The following is a 16,230-nucleotide window of genomic DNA, read 5'->3' on the forward strand; positions in this document are numbered from 1 at the left end:
GTGAGTTTAGAGGGGCGAGCGCGGGCAGGGCGTGCGAGCGGTCCGTGCTCGAACGCCGATCGCCTCGTCGTTCGAGGCGGCGCCTCTCGCAGTCGCGAGCGTCCCCCGCTGCGTCAGTCGGAGAGTGAGGCACGTCGAGCGTGCCGGCGCGATCGCGCTCGTTCGTGAAGATGCCGCCCCGCGGGGCGGGAAGTGTGAGTCAGTAGTCGCCGAGCACGCCGAGCCGCCGCGCCCGCGCCGTCGCGTACTCGAACACGAGGTAGCCGCCGATCAGGTAGCCGACGGCGACCGCGACGAGCAGCGCCAGATCGACGAGCGGGAACTCCCAGAGCCGGACGCCGTCGACCATCACGCGCTGGAGCATCGCGCTGCCGTGCGCCAGCGGGAGCACCCGCGTCCACGGCAGGTCGAAGACCGGCGCCGAGATCAGCGCGACGAACCCGAACTGGAGGAGGTTGAGCCAGTTGCCGATCTGCTTGTAGAGGACCGTCACGCCGCCGGCGGCGAAGCCGAGCCCGAGGACGGAGGTGATCGACAGTCCGGCGACGACGACCACCGTCAGCGGCGCGAGGCTGAGCTGCGTCCCCGTGATGACGAGCATGAGCGCGAGGATGACGGCGCTCGTGAGGAACGTCCGCACCACCTTCGCGATCCCCTTCAACAGCGCGACCGGCGCGAAGCCGAACGGGGTGGTGATGTGGCGCTCTAAGGTGCCCCACTGGACTTCGCTGCCGATGTCGTTGGAGACCGACGAGTACGCGCCGACCGACAGCGTCCACAGGAAGTAGCCGACGACGATCCCCTCGATCGAGTCCGTCAGCGCCTGCCCCGCGAGCAGCTGCCCGCCGAGGAACAGCGCGGCGAAGAAGAACAGCGAGACCACGATCCCCCCGATCGCGTTGGCCGGATAGCGCACGAAGATGAGGTACTCCCGGTACAACACGGCTCGCGCCAGGTGGTAGTAGGTGGCCGGACGCGGCTCCTCATCGACGGCCGCGTGGCCGTTACCGGTCGGTCCGTCCGAGCGCGACGCGTCCGCGCTCACCGCGACGCACCCCCGAGTCCGCCGTCGCCCGCGACGCCCGTGCGTTCGAGGAACACGTCCTCGAGGTCGGGCTGGACGGTCCGGAGGTCGGAGACGGTGACGCCCGCGGCCCGTAGCGCGTCCATCAGGTCGTACAGCCGGTCACCGCCGGCGACGACCGTCACCGCGGGCGGGCGCGACTCGCGGTCGACCGCCCGCACGTCGAACGACTCGCGGAGCCCCGCGACCGTCTCCGCGTCGAGGTCCGGGCTCGCCACGCGGACGACGTCGCGGTCCGTCCCGCCGAGCAGCGCCTCGACGGTGTCGTCGGCGACGATTCGGCCGTTCGACAGCATGACGACGCGGTCGCACACCGCCTCGATCGTCGTCATGTCGTGGCTGCTGACGACGATGGTGAGCCCCTCCTCGACCGCGAGGCGGCGCAGCTCCGCCCGGAGCGTCCGCGCGCTCTCCACGTCGAGCCCGAGCGTCGGCTCGTCTAAGAAGACCAGCTCCGCGCCGCCCGCCAGCACGCTCGCCAGCGACACCTTCTGTTTCATGCCCCGCGAGAGCTCCCGGACCGGCGTGTCCGCCTTGTCTGCGAGGTCGAGCCGGTCGAGCAGGCGGTCGTGACGCGCCGCCACGGAGTCGGGGTCGACCCCGCTTATCGTCGCGAAGTAGCGCAGGTTCTCTCTGACCGTGAGCCGCCAGTAGTCGTTGCGCGCGCCCTCCAACATCGCGTCCACGTCGGCGTAGGCCGCCCGCCGGCCGTCGCGCACGTCGTTGCCGAACACCCGCACCGAGCCCGCGTCGGGGATGACGATGCCGAGCGCGCACTTGATCAGCGTCGTCTTCCCCGCGCCGTTGGGACCGAGCAGGCCGACGACCGACCCGCGCTCGACGGTGAGGCTCACGTCGTCGACCGCGGTCACCGCGTCGTCGCCCTCGCCGAACCGCTTCGTGAGCCGCTCAACCGAGAGGGCGGGCGGGCCGGTCGGCTCGCCGAGGGACGCGTCGTCGTCCGCGCTCCGGGTCTCGTCGCGCTCGCGGGGACCACCGCTCGCGCTCGCCGCGCTCCGTGCCATTGCCATGGGTACGAGCCGAGCGGGGATATATCCGCGCTCGCCCCCCAGCGCGGACATGGACCTCGACCGGTTCGCGGCGGACGCGCCCGCCGACGACGCGCCCGGCGGCGCCCGAGTCTGCGTCGTCGCGACCCGGCCGGACACCTTCGAGCGCTGTCGCGAGGGGTTTTACCCCGCGCCGCGCTCGTACGACCGCACCCGCGCCGACTTCGAGTACATGGCCTTCTACCGGACCGCGCCGGTGTCGGCGATCACTCATTACGCCCGCGTCACCGCTCGCACCGAGCAGGCGCGCGGCGAGCCCGGCCCGATGGACGAGGAAGATTGGGAGGCGCTCATCGACCCGTTCTCGGAGGAGCGCGTCGTGGTCGTCTTCGAGTTCGACGAGCTGGTCCCTCTAGATAGTCCCGTCGAGAACGATCTGAACGGCGTGCGCGGCGCGTGGTACTGTACGGTCGACGACCTCCGCGAGGCGGCGACGCTGTCGGGGCTGCGCGAGCGGTCGGAGACCTGACGGGTCGGTAGAGACGGCCGCCTCCGTTCAGATCATCGTGAGTCCGAGGCTGTATTCGAGGGCGGTGTCGACCTCGTCCAGCCGCTCTTGCGGAATCGGTCCGAGATTCTCCGTGACCCGATGCTCGATGGATACGGTCCGAATCTGGCTACAGAGCGCGACCGAGTCGTCCCGAAGCGCGCTCTCCTCGGCCGGGACGAACACCTCGAACGGATACAGTTGTTCGCCGAACGAAGTGGTAAACGGCACGACGATCGTCGTTGGCGCGTTCGCGTTCCCGACGTCGTTCTGGACGACGAGACACGGCCGCGTTCCCCGCTGTTCGGACCCTTGTGTCGGGTCGAGTTCGACGATGACGACGTCGCCTCGACGGACGGACACGGCCATCCGCTACCACTCCGGAGGATCGCCGAGGCGGTCGTTCGCCTCCGCCGAGACGGTCTCCAGTTCGTCGGCGAGGTCGGCGTCCCGTTGGGCTCGCTGACGGTATCCCTCGGCCAACTCTTCTCGGGTGACCGATCGCCCGATAACGATTTTTCCCGCCTCTTCGCGGATCACGACTTCTTCTCCGCTCTCGATTCCGAACCGTTCTCGGAGTTCCTTGGGGATCGTCACCTGCCCTCGCTCCCCGATCTTTCGGCGTTCGCCGTTACTCATACATATTCATATCATATTCATATTGGTAAACGCTTCGGCGGGGGTGAACAGTACGTATCGACCCCGGAGATCGCCACCAGGGGCAAGTCACCGGGGAGATCGGCCTCACCCGCCGTCGGCGCGCACCGAAGGCGTCACGGCCGCGTCGACGCGGGCGATCCGGTCGTGCCCGGCCGGCGGCGTCGCGGCGTGGTCGGGATGGAGACAGGCGAACAGCGCCTCCAGCGAGTCGACGAGGCGGTGGCTCGGCCGGTTGAACAGACCGTTGCCGTCGACCGCGTAGACGCGACCGTTCGCGACCGCCGCGAGGTCGTCGAACCCGGGTCGTTCCGCGAGGTCGTCGACCGCCCGCTCGGCGCGCTGGCGGTCGAACCCGCAGGGCGCGACGACGAGCGCCTCGGGGTCGCGCGCGCACACGTCCTCCCACGCGACCGGCTCGGAGGGGCCGTCGGGCTGGAAGGACGGGTCGCCGCCGGCGAGTTCGACCATGTCGCGCACCCAGTGGCCCGCCCGGATCGGCGGGTCCGTCCAGTCGAGGACCGCGGTCCGGGGGCGCCCCTCGTCGGCGACCGCGCGCTCGGCCCGCTCGCGGACCGCGTCGACGCGCTCGCTGAGGCCGGCCCGGAGCTCGCTCGCGGCGGCCTCCTCGCCGACCGCCTCGCCGATCCGCACGACGTCGTCGAGCGCGTCGGCGAACGAGTGGGGGTCACAGGCGAGCACGTCGGGTTCCGGGTCGAGGCGGTCGGCGGCCGCGCGGACCTCGCTCGCGTCGACCGCGCAGACGTCGCAGGTCGCCTGCGTGACGAGGAGGTCGGGCTCTACGGCGGCGAGTCGGTCCTCGTCGAGGTCGTAGACCGCACCGTCGACCGAACGCATCTGGGCGTCGATGTCGGCCGCCGACCGGTCCTCGTGGTCGACGACGGTGCTCGTCAGCCTCGGCAGCTCGCGGGCGGCCGGCGGGTGGTCACAGCTGTGGGAGACGCCGACCGGCTCGACGCCGAGCGCGAACAGCGTTTCCGTGGCGGAGGGGAGCAGGGAGGCGACGCGCATGCTCGACTCGAAGCGCTCGGCCGACTAAAGTTGGGGGTCCGAGGCCCCGACGACGCTCGCGGTCGCCGTCGCGTACGCGGCCGCGAGGTCGCCGTTCGGGAGCGCGTCGGCCGCCGCCGCACAGCCCCACCGGACGCGGTCGCGGCGCTCGCCGGCCGGGAGCTTGTTCGTCGCGACCGTCTCGGCGGTGTCGAGCGCCGCCCGCGCGGTCTCGTCGTCGCCGTCGGCGGCCGCCGATTCCGCCGCCGCGAGGAGCTGTTCGAGGCTCGCGCGCACGTCGTGGGGTACCTCGTCCGAGCGGGTCACGGCCGGCTTTGCGGGTCGTCGGTTCGGTCGCCGCCCAGCGTCGCGAAGACGAACTCCGTGCTGCTGCCCAGCGGATCGATCGCGGTCGTCGTCTCGACGTCCGTGAACCCGGCCGCGCGGAGCTGATCGAGCGTCCGGTCGCCCCCCGGGGCGGAGAAGAACATCCGGCCGCCCATCCAGCCGCGCCGCACCGTCTCGAAGCGGCCGCCCGGGAGCGTCATCAGGAGTCGGCCGCCCGGCCGGAGGACGCGAGCGAACTCCGCGTACGCCTCGGGGTGGCGCTCGCGCTCGACGTGAAACACCGCGTGGTACGCCGTGACCGCGTCGAAGCGGTCGTCGCCGAACGGGAGCGCCGTCAGCTCGCCGTGAACGAGCCGGGCGGCAGAGACGGTCTCGCGGGCGAGGTCCAGCCCGCGCCGAGAGACGTCCAGCCCGACGCTGCCGGGCGGGAGGTTCGCGAGGGTGCGGGCGCCGTCGCCGCAGCCCACGTCGAGGACACGCGGGTCGCCGTCGACGGCGGGGTCGCCCGCCAGCGAGGCGAGCAGGTCGTCGATCAGCGCCGCGTCCGAGCCGTCGGGGTCGCGCCGGGCGGCGTACGTCTCGGCCACCTCGTCCCACGCGCGGCGCACCTCGTTTCGGTCCATACGGGTAGCAGGGGCGCGAGCGGCATGATTCCTCGGGCGGACGGCGGCCGCGGAAAGCGCCGCGAGCGAGGGAGACGGGTCCGCGGCCCTCAGAAGGTCGCGGGGACCACCACGTACGCGAGGAGCAGGGTGATGATGCCGGTGGCGACGCCGTAGTACAGCACCGGTATCAGTTCTAGCCGGATGACGCGCCCCTCCTCGCCGATGAGGCCGACGACCGTGAGCGCGGCGACGACGTTGTGGATGGCGATGAGGTTCCCGATCGCGCCGCCGACCGCCTGCGCGGCGACGACGATCTGGGTCGGCGCACCGATCTGCTGGGCCGCCTCGAACTGGAAGAGGCCGAACAGGATGTCGCTGACCGTGTTCGAGCCGGCGATGAACGCGCCGAACGCGCCGATGAAGCCCGAGAAGAACGGGAACGCCGCTCCGGTGAGGGACGCCGTTTCGGCGGACAGCAGCTGCAGCATCCCCATGTCGACGGTTTCGACGCTGTTGACCACGATGTCGGCGCCGGTCTTTTGCATGATCATCACCGTCGCGACGGCGAACCACAGCGCGATGACCGCCGGGATGATGTTCGAGACGGCTTCTCCCCACGAGTCTTTGATCCCCTCCGCGTCCATGCCGTGGAGCCCGTACGTCACGACCGCGACCAGCACGAACAGCGACCCCGGGAGGTAGAGCATCTCGACTCCCTCGGAGAACGGCGTTCCGAGGATGTTGTTCCACGTGATGACGCCGGTCGACGACAGGAAGCTCTGTACGGGACCGACGACCCGCGTCACGATCAGCAGGGCGGCGACGAGGATGTAGGGAGCCCACGCCATGCCGAGCGACATGTCCTGGCCGTGCATCTCCTCGAAGCGGCTCGTGCCGCCGTCGGCCGCTATCTTCTGGTCGGAGTCGACGTTACCCATGCCCGCTCCTGGCTCGATCTTGCCGATCCAGTGGTCGGGCCACTGCTCTTGCGGCCCGAAGTCCCACTCCTCGTCCGGGAGGAAGTAGCCCGCGCGCAGCGTCGAACCGACGACGAGCAGGCCGACCATCGCGCCCAGCAGCCCCGGGAACGTCGGCCCGAGGAAGTACGCCGTCAGGAGGTACGGAACCACGAAGGAGGCCCACGCGAACAGCGTGAGCGGGAGCACTTCGATGGCGGGCTTGAGCGAGCGCTCCTCGCCGAAGAAGCGGGTCATCATCGCGACCCCGATGAACGGGATCGCGACGCCTACGACGGCGTGGATGACGGCCGCCCACAGCCCGATCTGGGCGACGTAGGCGCCGACGCTCTCGAAGCCGCCGTTCTGGACGACCTGGTACGCCGCCGTGCCGGCCTCCATCGGGTCCTGCCCGAAGACGACGTCCTCGAACCCGATGATGAGCGGCGTCCCGACCGCGCCGAAGGTGATCGCGAGGATGTTCCCGGTCAGGGCGACCACCACCGCGGCCAGCGGCGGGAAGCCGAGTCCGACCAGCAGCGGGCCGACGATGGCTGCCGGCGTCCCGAACCCGGCCGCGCCCTCGATGAACGACCCCATGAGGAACACGAGCAGGACGACCTGCACGCGCCTGTCGTCGCTGATCGAGGAGAAGCCCGCGTTGATGACCTCGAACGCGCCCGACTGCTTGAGCGTGTACAGGAGCAGTATCGCGCCGAAGACGATGACGAGGATCCGCGTCGCCGTCAGCGCCCCCCGGATGGAGGCCGCCACGATCAACGTCGGCGTCATCTCCCAGCCGACGTACGCGGCCCCGGCCGCGATGGCCCACGCGATGGGCATCGTGATCGTCGCCGGCTGGTAGAGCGCGACCATGATGATCGCGATCGCCGCGAGCGGCAACAGCGCCAGCAGAATGAGCAGCGGGTCAGCCACGGACACCACCTCCGACACGGACGCCGCAGTCGTCATCCCGACTCGCGATACCCCAAGGGCTCACCCGCCTGTGAACCCGTGCCTTGAGCCTGCCACGAAGTGGCATATCTGGGGCGTCTCAATCTCATCAATTAAATCTGCTGGAAACAATGATTATGGTCACCTCACGATCATCCGCGGAGACAGCGCAGTCGGAGGGTTCGGATCCGACCGTGACAGATCCCGAAGGTAGAGACGGCCGAAGACGGGCGGCGATCCCGCCTCAGTCGTCCGCAGGCGACGGCGTCGTCGCGTCGACATCGCCCGCGCCGGCGTCGGTCGGGTCGGCGCCGGCGTCGGGCGCGGGCCCTGTCGCCGCGGCCGCGACCTTCTCGATTGGGTGCGGCGGGTTCGTCGCGCCATCGCGGTCGCCCAGCTGCGACCGACAGGAGCCACCGGGCGCGGTCACCACGTCGCCGTCGCTGTCTTCGACCTGGTCGAAGAGGATCCGGCCGATCGCCTGCGAGAGGTCGTAGTGCTCGGACTCGTAGCCGAACGAACCCGCCATCCCGCAACACGAGGAGTCGAGCGGGTCCACGTCGTAGCCCGCGCGGCGCAGGACCCCGACCGCGTGGTGGTCCTTGTTCGTCGCCTTCTGGTTACAGTGGCCGTGGTAGGTGAGCGTCTCGGCGGGCGCGTCGAACGCCAGCCGCTCGTCGACGCGGCCGGCGTCGAGGTACTCCAGGACGCCGAACGCGGCCGCGGAGACGGCCTCGACGTCGGGCCCGTCGAGGAGGTCGAGGTACTCGTCCTGGAACATCACGGCGTCGGAGGGCTCGACGAAGACGACGGAGTGGCCGTCGCGGACGCGGGGCGCCAGCCGCTCGACGTTGGTCGCGGCGCGCTCGCGGGCGTCGTCGAGGAAGCCGGTGGAGAACGCCGCGCGGCCGGAGGGCGCGAGGTCGTCGGGCACCTCGACGCGGACGTTCGCGGCCTCCAGGACGCGCACCGCGGCCTTCCCGGCGGCCGGGTAGCTGTAGTTGGTGTACGTGTCGGGGAACAGCGCGACGGTGTCGACCGCCTCGTCTGGCGCGACCGCCGGGCCGCCCCGCGCGTCGAACCACGCCTCGAAGCTCGTCGACCGGAACGGCGGCAGCTCCCGGTCGGGCGCGATCCCCGCGACCGTGTCCATCACCCGCCGGGCGCCCGGGATCTTCGAGGCCGCGTTCGACACCGGCGCGAGCGCGCTGCCGAGCGCCGACAGCCGGTCGATGTCCCGGAAGAGCCGCTCGCGGAGCCCGGCGCCCTCCTCCTCGTGGTGCTCGTGTTTCACCTCGGCCTTCAGCTTCGCGAGGTCGACGCCGGTCGGGCAGTCGCTTTTACACCCCTTACAGCCGACGCAGAGCCCGAGCACCTCCTCTTGGAACCGGTCGGAGTGGATCTCGTCGTCGTCCAGCTCGCCGCTGATCGCGGCCCGCAGCATGTTCGCCCGGCCGCGGGTCGCCTGGATCTCCTCCTCGGAGGCGCGGTAGGTGGGGCACATCACGCCGGAGTCGGTCTCCCGGCAGGTGCCGCAGCCGTTACACAGCTCGACCAGGTGCGAGAAGCCGCCCTCCTCCGAGAAGTCCAGCTCTGTCTGCGGCTCGATCGACTGGTACTCCGGCCCGTACCGGAGGTTCTCGCGCATGTCAGTGTCGGCCGCGGTGTCGGGGTAGCCGCGCTCGGCGGCGGTGTCGCCGTCGACGTAGACGACCTTGCCGGGGTTCATCCGCCAGTCGGGGTCGAACGTCGATTTGAGCTCCTGGAACGCCGACCAGAGGTCTTCTCCGTACATCTTCGGGTTGAACTCGGTGCGCGCGAGCCCGTCGCCGTGCTCGCCGGAGAACGCGCCGTGGTGCTCCAAGACGAGGTCGGTGACGTCGTCGGCGATCGAGTGCATCTTCTCGACGCCCCCCTCCTCCTTCAGCGAGAGGATCGGGCGGATGTGGAGCGTGCCGGACCCGGCGTGCGCGAAGTAGGCGGCCGAGGTGTCGTGGTCGTCGAGGACCGCCTCGAACTGGCCGACGTACTCCGCGAGCTCCTCGGGCGGCACCGTCGCGTCCTCGATGAACGGGTACGGCTTCGCGTCCCCCTCCATGCTCATCAGGAGGGGGATGGCCGCCTTTCGCAGCTTCCAGAGGTCGTCCTGGGCGGCGGGCGTGTACGCCGCTAACACGTCGAAGGCGTCGCCGGCATCGACGAAGTGCGCCGTCGTGTCCGCGATCGCCGCCTCGAAGTCGTCGACGAGCTCGGAGTCCCACTCCAGCATGAGCGCCGCGGCCGCCCGCTCCGGGATCGGCTCGGCGTACTGCGCGAACTCCTGTGAGCCGGCCGCGAGCGCGAACACCTCGTCGTCCATCAGCTCGACCGCGCTCACGGGGAACTCAAGCGCCTCGGGCACCGCCCGCATCGCGTCGCCGAGCGAGTCGAAGGTGTACAGCGCCAGCGCCGTCTCCTCGGGGCGGGTGACGAGCGACACCTCGGCCTCGACGATCGTCCCGAGCGTGCCCTCCGCGCCGACGAACAGCTTCGTGAGGTTGATCACGCGCTCGCCGTCGTCGTTCTCGTAGATGGCCTTGTGGAGGTTGTAACCGGACACCGATCGCTTGAGGTTCGGGTACTTCTCGTCGATCGCGGCCTCGTTCTCCTCGACGAGCCGCCGGGCCGCCTCGTACAGCGCCGCCTCCCGGTCGTCGCCCTCGACTATCGCCTCGTACTCCGGCGAGTCGAGGACGACCTCCCGGGTCTCGATCAGCGACCCGTCCGCGAGCACGACTTTCAGCCGCTCCGTGTACGCGTCGGTGATCCCGTACCGCACGGAGTGGGCGCCCGTGGAGTTGTTGCCGATCCCGCCGACGACCGTGGCCCGCGCCGAGGAGGCGGGGTCGGGCGCGAACTTCAGCCCGTCCTCGGCCAGCCGGTCGTCGAGGTGGTCTTGGACGACGCCCGGCTGGACCACGGCGCGCCGGTCGTCGGGACGCACCTCGAGGATCTCGTCCATGTGCTTCGAGAAGTCGAGGACGACGCAGCCGGGGCCGACGGTCTGACCGGCCAACGACGACCCCGCGCCCCGCGGGATCACGGGGACGCCGTGGTCGGCCGCGACCCGCATCGCCGCTCGTACGTCGGCGACCGAGCGCGGGGTGACGACGCCCGCCGGCCGCGCCTGGTAGACGCTGCCGTCGGTGGCGTACAACACCTGGGCGTACTCGTCGAACTGGACCTCACCGGCGACGCGCTCGCGGAGGTCGGCCGCGAGCGATCGGTAGGCGGGGACGTCCGGCCGGTCGTGGCCGAGTGCGGCCGACTGGGTCCCCTGGACGGGCACGTCACTCCCTGCCGTGGGCTCGCTTGCCATACCGTATCACCGTGGCGAAGCGAGAATAAAACCTTTGTTCATGAAGGTTTTGCGAGCGGCCGTGCGCCTCGAGCCGGCAGTCGGGATTTATTACGCCGCCGGCACACGCCGGGACATGGAGATACTCCACACCTGTCTGAACGTCGCCGACGCGGACCGGACCGCCGACTGGTACGTCGAGGAGCTGGGGTTCGAGCGGTCGTGGGAGTTCGCGACCGCGGACGGCGACACGCGGAACGTGTACGTCGCCGACGACGCGGGCGTCGAGTTCCAGCTGTCGGACACCGACGGCGAGACGCCGAGCGCTGACGGGGACCGCTACGACCACGTCGCCGTCGGCGTCGAGGACGTGGACGCGGCGTTCGCCCAGATCGACCACCACGGGGCCGTGAAGGAGCCGGGCGACCAGCCCGAGGCCGGCGCGCGCACCGCGTTCGTGAAGGACCCGGACGGGCACGTGGTGGAGCTGATCGAGCCGCTCTGAGCGGTCGGACGCTGGAAAGAAAACGGGTGACCGAAGCCGGACGAGACGATCCGTGACCGCCTACAGGATGCCGGCGGCCTCGGCCGTCTCGACGATGTCTTGGGCCATCTTGTTGGTCGCCTCGTCGACCATCTGGCCGTCGACGCTGACCGCGCCTTTGCCCTCCTCCATCGCCTCGGCGTAGGCGTCGACGATGCGCTTGGCGCGCTCGGCGGTCTCCGGGTCCGGCGCGAACACCTCGTTGCCGATCTCGATCTGCGAGGGGTGGATCGCCCACTTGCCGTCGCAGCCGATCATATTGGCGTTCTCGGCGGACTCGCGGAACCCGTCTGCGTCCTCGATGTCGGCGTACGGACCGTCGAGACACGGCAGCCCCGCCGACTTCGCCGCGGAGTTACACTCCGAGAGCGCGTGGTGCCAGTAGTGGCCGGGGTACTCCGGGAACTGGCCGATGTCGAGGCCGGGGGTCCCCATCGCGGCGGAGTAGTCGCCGGGCCCGAAGATGATCGACGACAGCCGGTCGGACGCGTGCGCGATCTTGTGGACGTTGTGGATCCCCTCGCCGTCCTCGATCTGCGGCTCGATGCCGATCCGACCGACCTCCAGGTCGTTGTTCGCCTCGACCTGTTCGAGCAGGTTCTCGACGGTGTGAACGTCGCTCGCGGACTTCACTTTCGGAACGATCACGTCGTCGATGTGCTCGCCGGCCTCGCCGACGACGGTGATCAGGTCGTCGTACCACCACTTGGTGTCGATGCCGTTCATTCGGAAGCTCAACACCTTGTCACTCCAGTCCTCCTCGCGGGCCGCGGCGATCAGCGGCTCGCGGGCGTCGGGCTTCGCGTTCGGGGCGACGGAGTCTTCGAGGTCCAAGAACACCTCGTCGGCGTCGCTGTCGGCCGCCGAGCGCATCATCTTCTCGTCGCTCGCCGGCGTCGCGAGCTGCGTGCGGCGAAGTGTCACGTCGGTCATGTAGCGAGTCTATCACGCTTTTCTATGAAAATAAAGATACCTCACGCGGGGGTATTTTCACTAACTTGAATACGAGTAAATAGCAGGGCTGCGTCGTCGCGGCGGTGGGTCGTGCCGACCGCGACCAACCCGCCCGAGCCGGACGGTTAGCGGTCGGCGCGTCGGACCGCGGCGACGACGAGGAGCGCCACCGCGATCGCGACGCCGACCGCGCCGAGCGTCCGGAGCGATATCAGCCCCGGCTCGCCGATCGAGACATCGCCGCCGGTCGGTCGATCGTTCGAGACGACCTCACCGTCCTCGTCGACGAAGACCTCCCCGCCGTCGTCTTGAATCGCCGCGGTCCCTGCGAAGCCGACGCCGACCGCGAGTATCGACGCCACGAACACGGCGATCGCTGCCGTCTGGACCGCCCGTCGCCTCATCGGTCGATCACCGTCGTGCGCTGGTTGCCGGGTCGTGTGGTAGTCGGTCGCGTGGACATGTGAACCGCTCCGTGCCGGAGGTGTCGGAGTGCGTACCCCGACCGACTTCGTATTTCACCGGCTGAACGAGTTCGGGATCCCCCTGAACGGTCCCGAATGAGAGTTCAGGACATGCCAGAACCTCGGGCCATGACGGCGGCTCAACGGTCGAGCGTCAGGGAGAGTCAGCGCCGACCCCGCTAGCCGGTCGTCGGTCCCGGTCCGGTCCGCGCGAACCAGTAGCCGTACCCGAACGGGACGAGCCCGGTCACGAAGCCGAGGATCGCGGCGAGCGGCCCGAAGACGAGGCCGGTCGGACCGATGGCGGCCGTGATCGCGGCCGTCGCGAGCAGCCCGACCCCGACCGTCACGCCAGCGAGCGAGCGCCACCGACTCTGGGCGACGCACACGCCGGCGACGACGCCCGACGCGACGACCGCAGCGGTCGCGGGGCCGGTCACGAAGCGGGAAAGCGATCCGGTCTCGAAGAGGGCGGTGGCGACGAGCGCGACCGGAAGCGCGAGCGCGGCGACCGCGACGGCCCGGCGAACGGTGAGGAGTCGGTCGCGGGTCGGCTCCCGATACCGGTACGCGAGCAGTCCGAGTCCGACTGCGGCGTACCCCCGGCCGACCGGCGTGAGCGCGAACCCCGCGATGGCGCCCGCGAACTGGGCGAAGACGGCGGCCTCGCTTTCGGGCGCGACGGCGTAGTACGCCCCGTCAAGGCGGTACAGCCCCGACCGGACGCCCGATTCGTTCGCGGTCCCCTCGTCGATCGCCGTCCGAACGCCCGACGGTGCCGCGGACGCCGGACGGGCGACGGCCGCGAACACCGACTCGGGGTCGGTCGGTCGCATCTCGATCGTCGCGTTCGTCGTCTCGCCGCGCGTCGAGAACGTCCACTCGTAGTAGCGCTCGTCGTACCGCACGTACGGCGTCTCGACGTCGTCGAGCGCGATGTGGAGTTCCGGTGAGAGCGTGCCGTCGAAGGATCCGGTCGCGGCGGCGGTGCGAATCGGTTCTCGGTACTGGTCGGGCGTGTCCGAGAGTCGCTCGTCGAGGTCGGTGACGTTGGACGCCGCGCGTGCGACCAAGCCCGAGTCCTCGCCGGGTTCGACGGCCGTCGCCTCGTAGGTGAGTTCCGCGTCGCCGGCCGTCGCGTGGAAGGCGAAGCTGAGCGCGACGCCGACGAGAATCAGGGACGCGATCGCGACAGTTCGGAGGGGAGGGAGGGCGGAAGACACGGACGGACGTTCGCGAATTCCGATTGAAAATATTTCGTTCGGGGGCGCCGCGGCCGCGGCTCCGCGGTGGACGCGCGATAGAAAATCGGGGTTCGAGACGGGGTCGTGCCCGACCGCGTCAGTCGTCGGCCGGGGCGCGGGGCTCCGCCGGGGGCTCGGACTCCTCCGCGTCGCCCGCCGGCTCGTCGACCGCGTCGGCGTCGGGGATCTCGTCGACTGGTTCGTCCGTCTCGTCTGCCCGGTGGCGCGCCTGAACCTCCTCCCAGGTCATCGCCTCGTCGTAATGGTGGCACATGACAACTACCCACATGGACTGGACGCTTCTAAAAGTTACGCCGTATCGACCGAAATCGCGGTGTACGACGCCTCCTACGCGTCGTCGTGCGGTTTGACCAGCACCTTGATCGCCTCGCGTTCGTCCATCATGCGGTACCCCTCGTCGACCGCGTCGAGACCGATGGTCTCGGAGAAGATCGGCGCGGGATCGAGGGTGCCCTGAAGCACGTCGGCCATCAGTTCCTCGGCGTACGCGCGGACGGGCGCGACGCCCCCGGCGAGCGTGACGTTGTCGCCGAACATGCCGAACACGTCGAGCCCCTCGTCCTCGACGCCGTAGGGGACGCCGACGTACCCGATCGTCCCCCCCGGGCGGACGACGTCGACCGCGGTGTTCATCGCGCTCGCGGCGCCGACGCACTCCATCACGTGGTTCGGCCCGCCGTAGGTGAGCGCTTGAATGCGCTCGACCGCTTCCTCACCGCGTTCGGAGACGGTCTCGGTGGCGCCGAACTCCTCGGCGAGTTCGAGGCGGTCCTCGTGATGGCCCACCGCGATGATCCGCTCGGCGCCGAGCCGCCGGGCCGCGAGGACGCCGCAGAGCCCGACCGCCCCGTCGCCGATGACGGCCACGGTCGAGCCCGCCTCGACGCCCGCGCTGACGGCCGCGTGGTGGCCGGTCCCCATCACGTCGGTCAGGGGTAAAAGCGAGCGGAGGGTGTCCTCGTCGTCGGCGTGGCGGTCCGGCACGCGGACGAGGGTGCCGTCGGCGTGGGTCGACCGGACGTACTCGCCCTGGCCGCCGCCGTTGTCGCCGCCCCACGAGTCGCCGTTCTCACAGGAGGTGTGGAGCCCCTTCCGGCAGAACTCGCACTCGCCACAGGAGATGGCGAAGGGGGCGAGGACGCGGTCGCCGGGGTCGACCGAGGTCACGTCGTCGCCGACCTCCTCGACGATCCCCATCGGCTCGTGGCCGACCGGCGATCCCGGGTCGCGGTCGCTGTCGCCGCGGTAGAACCAGAGATCCGAGCCGCAGATAGCGGTGTGGGTGACGCGGACGATCGCGTCCGTCGGGGCCTCGATCTCGGGCCGGGGTCGCTCTTCGACGCCGATCTCGCCGGGTCCGTTGAAGACGGCTGCGCGCATGCGATCGGCTACTGGCGGCCGGAACAAAAGGCCGCGGGTCCCGGCGGCGGGTTACGGCTCCAGCACGACGCGGAACCGCGCCTCGTTGGCGGCCATGCGCTCGTAGGCAGCCTCGACGTCGGCGAGGTCGAACGTCTCTATCTCGGGCGTGATGTCGCGCAGGGCGCTGAACTCCAGGGTGTCCTGCGAGTCGCGGGCGTGGCCCGACCCCCACCCCTCGACGGCGCCGCGGGTGCCGACCAGCTGCTGAGCGTCGACCGACACCGGCTCGCCCGGAATGCCCGCGACGATCACCGAGCCGTCGGTCCCGAGTCCGCCGACGACCGACTCGATCGCGTCGCTCGCGGGGGCGGTCGTGAGGACGACGCTCGCGCCGCCGAGTTCTCGGAGCCGCTCGGCCGGGTCCGCCTCCGCGGCGTTGACGAAGTGGTCGGCGCCGAGGTCGCGCGCGAGCGACTCCTTGTCCGGGCTCCTCGAGATCGCGACCGTCTCGTAGCCGGCCGCGTGGGCGTACTGGACGCCGAGGTGACCGAGGCCGCCGACGCCGACCACGGCGACGAGGTCGCCGGCGCGCGCGTCGGAGTTTCGCAGCGCGTTGTAGGTGGTGATCCCCGCACACAGCAGCGGCGCGGCGTCGACCGCGTCGAGGTTGTCCGGGATCGCCGCCAGCGCCTCGGCGGGGACCGTCGCGAACTCGGCGTACCCGCCGTCGAACGTGAGCCCGGTGATCTCGGCGTTCTCGCACTGGAGGAACTGCCCGCGGCGACACGGCTCACAGGTGAAACAGTGGCCGCCGTGCCAGCCGGCGCCGACGCGCTCGCCCGATTCCCACGCCTCGACGTCCTCGCCGACCGCGTCGACGGTGCCGGCGATCTCGTGGCCGGGGACGCGGGGGTAGTTCACGCCCGGGTAGCCGCCCTCGACGACGAACTCGTCGCTGCGGCAGATCCCGCAGGCCTCGACCGCGACCCGGACCTCCTCGGGACCGGGCTCGGGCACGTCGCGCTCCACGATCTCGAAGTCGGCTCCCGGCTCCGGAACGACCGCGGCTCGCATGGTGTCGGACATACATGAGTTCTCGGAGCGAACCGTGTAAGAAACGCACGGTTCCGGG

At 70.4% G+C, this 16,230-nt stretch carries 17 protein-coding genes; 2 read left to right on the forward strand and 15 right to left on the reverse strand.

The window, feature by feature from the left end:
* Nucleotides 1-199: 199 nt before the first annotated feature.
* Nucleotides 200-1,045 carry an ABC transporter permease gene (locus ACZ5KW_RS01780; protein ID WP_371152699.1) on the reverse strand — a complete coding sequence of 282 codons (846 nt, stop codon included), beginning with the start codon at nt 1,043-1,045 and terminating at the stop codon, nt 200-202.
* Nucleotides 1,042-2,109, reverse strand: coding sequence for an ABC transporter ATP-binding protein (locus ACZ5KW_RS01785; protein ID WP_343779278.1), 1,068 nt, complete (start codon nt 2,107-2,109; stop codon nt 1,042-1,044). Before ACZ5KW_RS01785 ends, ACZ5KW_RS01780 begins: the two co-directional genes overlap by 4 nt.
* A gap of 55 nt (nt 2,110-2,164) precedes the next feature.
* Between ACZ5KW_RS01785 and ACZ5KW_RS01790 the strand changes: the two genes are divergently transcribed.
* Nucleotides 2,165-2,623 carry a hypothetical protein gene (locus ACZ5KW_RS01790; protein WP_343779279.1) on the forward strand — a complete coding sequence of 153 codons (459 nt, stop codon included), beginning with the start codon at nt 2,165-2,167 and terminating at the stop codon, nt 2,621-2,623.
* A 27-nt stretch (nt 2,624-2,650) separates the two neighbouring features.
* Here the strand turns inward: ACZ5KW_RS01790 and ACZ5KW_RS01795 are convergent, their stop codons facing one another.
* The 7 genes from ACZ5KW_RS01795 to ACZ5KW_RS01825 form a co-directional block, all read right to left on the reverse strand.
* On the reverse strand, nt 2,651-3,010 hold the full coding sequence (locus ACZ5KW_RS01795) for a type II toxin-antitoxin system PemK/MazF family toxin (protein ID WP_343779282.1): 360 nt from the start codon (nt 3,008-3,010) through the stop codon (nt 2,651-2,653).
* A gap of 3 nt (nt 3,011-3,013) precedes the next feature.
* Complete coding sequence (locus ACZ5KW_RS01800; protein WP_343779284.1) at nt 3,014-3,280, reverse strand: AbrB/MazE/SpoVT family DNA-binding domain-containing protein; 267 nt, start codon at nt 3,278-3,280, stop codon at nt 3,014-3,016.
* A 105-nt stretch (nt 3,281-3,385) separates the two neighbouring features.
* Nucleotides 3,386-4,330, reverse strand: a complete 945-nt coding sequence (locus ACZ5KW_RS01805) for an ABC transporter substrate-binding protein (protein WP_343779286.1) — start codon at nt 4,328-4,330, stop codon at nt 3,386-3,388.
* A gap of 24 nt (nt 4,331-4,354) precedes the next feature.
* Nucleotides 4,355-4,636, reverse strand: coding sequence for a DUF8101 family protein (locus tag ACZ5KW_RS01810; RefSeq protein WP_343779288.1), 282 nt, complete (start codon nt 4,634-4,636; stop codon nt 4,355-4,357).
* Nucleotides 4,633-5,280: a class I SAM-dependent methyltransferase gene (locus tag ACZ5KW_RS01815; RefSeq protein WP_343779290.1), complete on the reverse strand. Its 648-nt coding sequence runs from the start codon at nt 5,278-5,280 to the stop codon at nt 4,633-4,635. Before ACZ5KW_RS01815 ends, ACZ5KW_RS01810 begins: the two co-directional genes overlap by 4 nt.
* Before the next feature lie 89 nt (nt 5,281-5,369).
* Entirely contained in the window at nt 5,370-7,190 is a 1,821-nt protein-coding gene (locus ACZ5KW_RS01820) for an L-lactate permease (RefSeq protein ID WP_371152705.1), read from the reverse strand.
* Nucleotides 7,191-7,416: 226 nt separating this feature from the next.
* Complete coding sequence (locus ACZ5KW_RS01825) at nt 7,417-10,530, reverse strand: FAD-binding and (Fe-S)-binding domain-containing protein (RefSeq protein WP_343779294.1); 3,114 nt, start codon at nt 10,528-10,530, stop codon at nt 7,417-7,419.
* A gap of 115 nt (nt 10,531-10,645) precedes the next feature.
* Between ACZ5KW_RS01825 and ACZ5KW_RS01830 the strand changes: the two genes are divergently transcribed.
* Nucleotides 10,646-11,014, forward strand: coding sequence for a VOC family protein (locus ACZ5KW_RS01830; RefSeq protein WP_343779297.1), 369 nt, complete (start codon nt 10,646-10,648; stop codon nt 11,012-11,014).
* A gap of 60 nt (nt 11,015-11,074) precedes the next feature.
* On the opposite strand, the gene ACZ5KW_RS01835 is transcribed toward ACZ5KW_RS01830, so the two are convergent.
* The 6 genes from ACZ5KW_RS01835 to ACZ5KW_RS01860 all read right to left on the reverse strand — a co-directional run bounded on the left by ACZ5KW_RS01835 (nt 11,075) and on the right by ACZ5KW_RS01860 (nt 16,172).
* Nucleotides 11,075-11,986 (reverse strand): HpcH/HpaI aldolase/citrate lyase family protein, encoded by a 912-nt coding sequence (locus ACZ5KW_RS01835; RefSeq protein WP_343779299.1) that lies wholly within the window; start codon nt 11,984-11,986, stop codon nt 11,075-11,077.
* A gap of 146 nt (nt 11,987-12,132) precedes the next feature.
* Complete coding sequence (locus ACZ5KW_RS01840; protein WP_343779301.1) at nt 12,133-12,411, reverse strand: hypothetical protein; 279 nt, start codon at nt 12,409-12,411, stop codon at nt 12,133-12,135.
* A 239-nt stretch (nt 12,412-12,650) separates the two neighbouring features.
* A complete protein-coding gene (locus ACZ5KW_RS01845) occupies nt 12,651-13,694 on the reverse strand; it encodes a DUF8127 domain-containing protein (RefSeq protein WP_343779302.1) in 1,044 nt (347 codons plus the stop codon).
* Nucleotides 13,695-13,812: 118 nt separating this feature from the next.
* Nucleotides 13,813-14,004, reverse strand: a complete 192-nt coding sequence (locus ACZ5KW_RS01850; protein ID WP_343779303.1) for a hypothetical protein — start codon at nt 14,002-14,004, stop codon at nt 13,813-13,815.
* A 59-nt stretch (nt 14,005-14,063) separates the two neighbouring features.
* Nucleotides 14,064-15,116 (reverse strand): zinc-dependent alcohol dehydrogenase family protein, encoded by a 1,053-nt coding sequence (locus ACZ5KW_RS01855; protein WP_343779305.1) that lies wholly within the window; start codon nt 15,114-15,116, stop codon nt 14,064-14,066.
* Nucleotides 15,117-15,167: 51 nt separating this feature from the next.
* Nucleotides 15,168-16,172 carry an alcohol dehydrogenase gene (locus tag ACZ5KW_RS01860; RefSeq protein WP_343779848.1) on the reverse strand — a complete coding sequence of 335 codons (1,005 nt, stop codon included), beginning with the start codon at nt 16,170-16,172 and terminating at the stop codon, nt 15,168-15,170.
* Nucleotides 16,173-16,230 lie beyond the last annotated feature (58 nt).

It is taken from the genome of Halorubrum ejinorense (genome assembly GCF_055389685.1).

Excerpts from the sequence above, each read along its gene's own strand:
- ACZ5KW_RS01785 (WP_343779278.1), bottom strand. The coding sequence starts at position 2,109 with ATGGCACGGAGCGCGGCGAGCGCGAGCGGTGGTCCCCGCGAGCGCGAC.
- ACZ5KW_RS01830 (WP_343779297.1), top strand. The coding sequence starts at position 10,646 with ATGGAGATACTCCACACCTGTCTGAACGTCGCCGACGCGGACCGGACC.
- ACZ5KW_RS01800 (WP_343779284.1), bottom strand. The coding sequence starts at position 3,280 with ATGAGTAACGGCGAACGCCGAAAGATCGGGGAGCGAGGGCAGGTGACG.
- ACZ5KW_RS01860 (WP_343779848.1), bottom strand. The coding sequence starts at position 16,172 with ATGCGAGCCGCGGTCGTTCCGGAGCCGGGAGCCGACTTCGAGATCGTG.
- ACZ5KW_RS01815 (WP_343779290.1), bottom strand. The coding sequence starts at position 5,280 with ATGGACCGAAACGAGGTGCGCCGCGCGTGGGACGAGGTGGCCGAGACG.
- ACZ5KW_RS01805 (WP_343779286.1), bottom strand. The coding sequence starts at position 4,330 with ATGCGCGTCGCCTCCCTGCTCCCCTCCGCCACGGAAACGCTGTTCGCG.
- ACZ5KW_RS01820 (WP_371152705.1), bottom strand. The coding sequence starts at position 7,190 with ATGACGACTGCGGCGTCCGTGTCGGAGGTGGTGTCCGTGGCTGACCCG.
- ACZ5KW_RS01855 (WP_343779305.1), bottom strand. The coding sequence starts at position 15,116 with ATGCGCGCAGCCGTCTTCAACGGACCCGGCGAGATCGGCGTCGAAGAG.
- ACZ5KW_RS01840 (WP_343779301.1), bottom strand. The coding sequence starts at position 12,411 with ATGAGGCGACGGGCGGTCCAGACGGCAGCGATCGCCGTGTTCGTGGCG.
- ACZ5KW_RS01835 (WP_343779299.1), bottom strand. The coding sequence starts at position 11,986 with ATGACCGACGTGACACTTCGCCGCACGCAGCTCGCGACGCCGGCGAGC.
- ACZ5KW_RS01795 (WP_343779282.1), bottom strand. The coding sequence starts at position 3,010 with ATGGCCGTGTCCGTCCGTCGAGGCGACGTCGTCATCGTCGAACTCGAC.
- ACZ5KW_RS01850 (WP_343779303.1), bottom strand. The coding sequence starts at position 14,004 with ATGTGGGTAGTTGTCATGTGCCACCATTACGACGAGGCGATGACCTGG.
- ACZ5KW_RS01825 (WP_343779294.1), bottom strand. The coding sequence starts at position 10,530 with ATGGCAAGCGAGCCCACGGCAGGGAGTGACGTGCCCGTCCAGGGGACC.
- ACZ5KW_RS01790 (WP_343779279.1), top strand. The coding sequence starts at position 2,165 with ATGGACCTCGACCGGTTCGCGGCGGACGCGCCCGCCGACGACGCGCCC.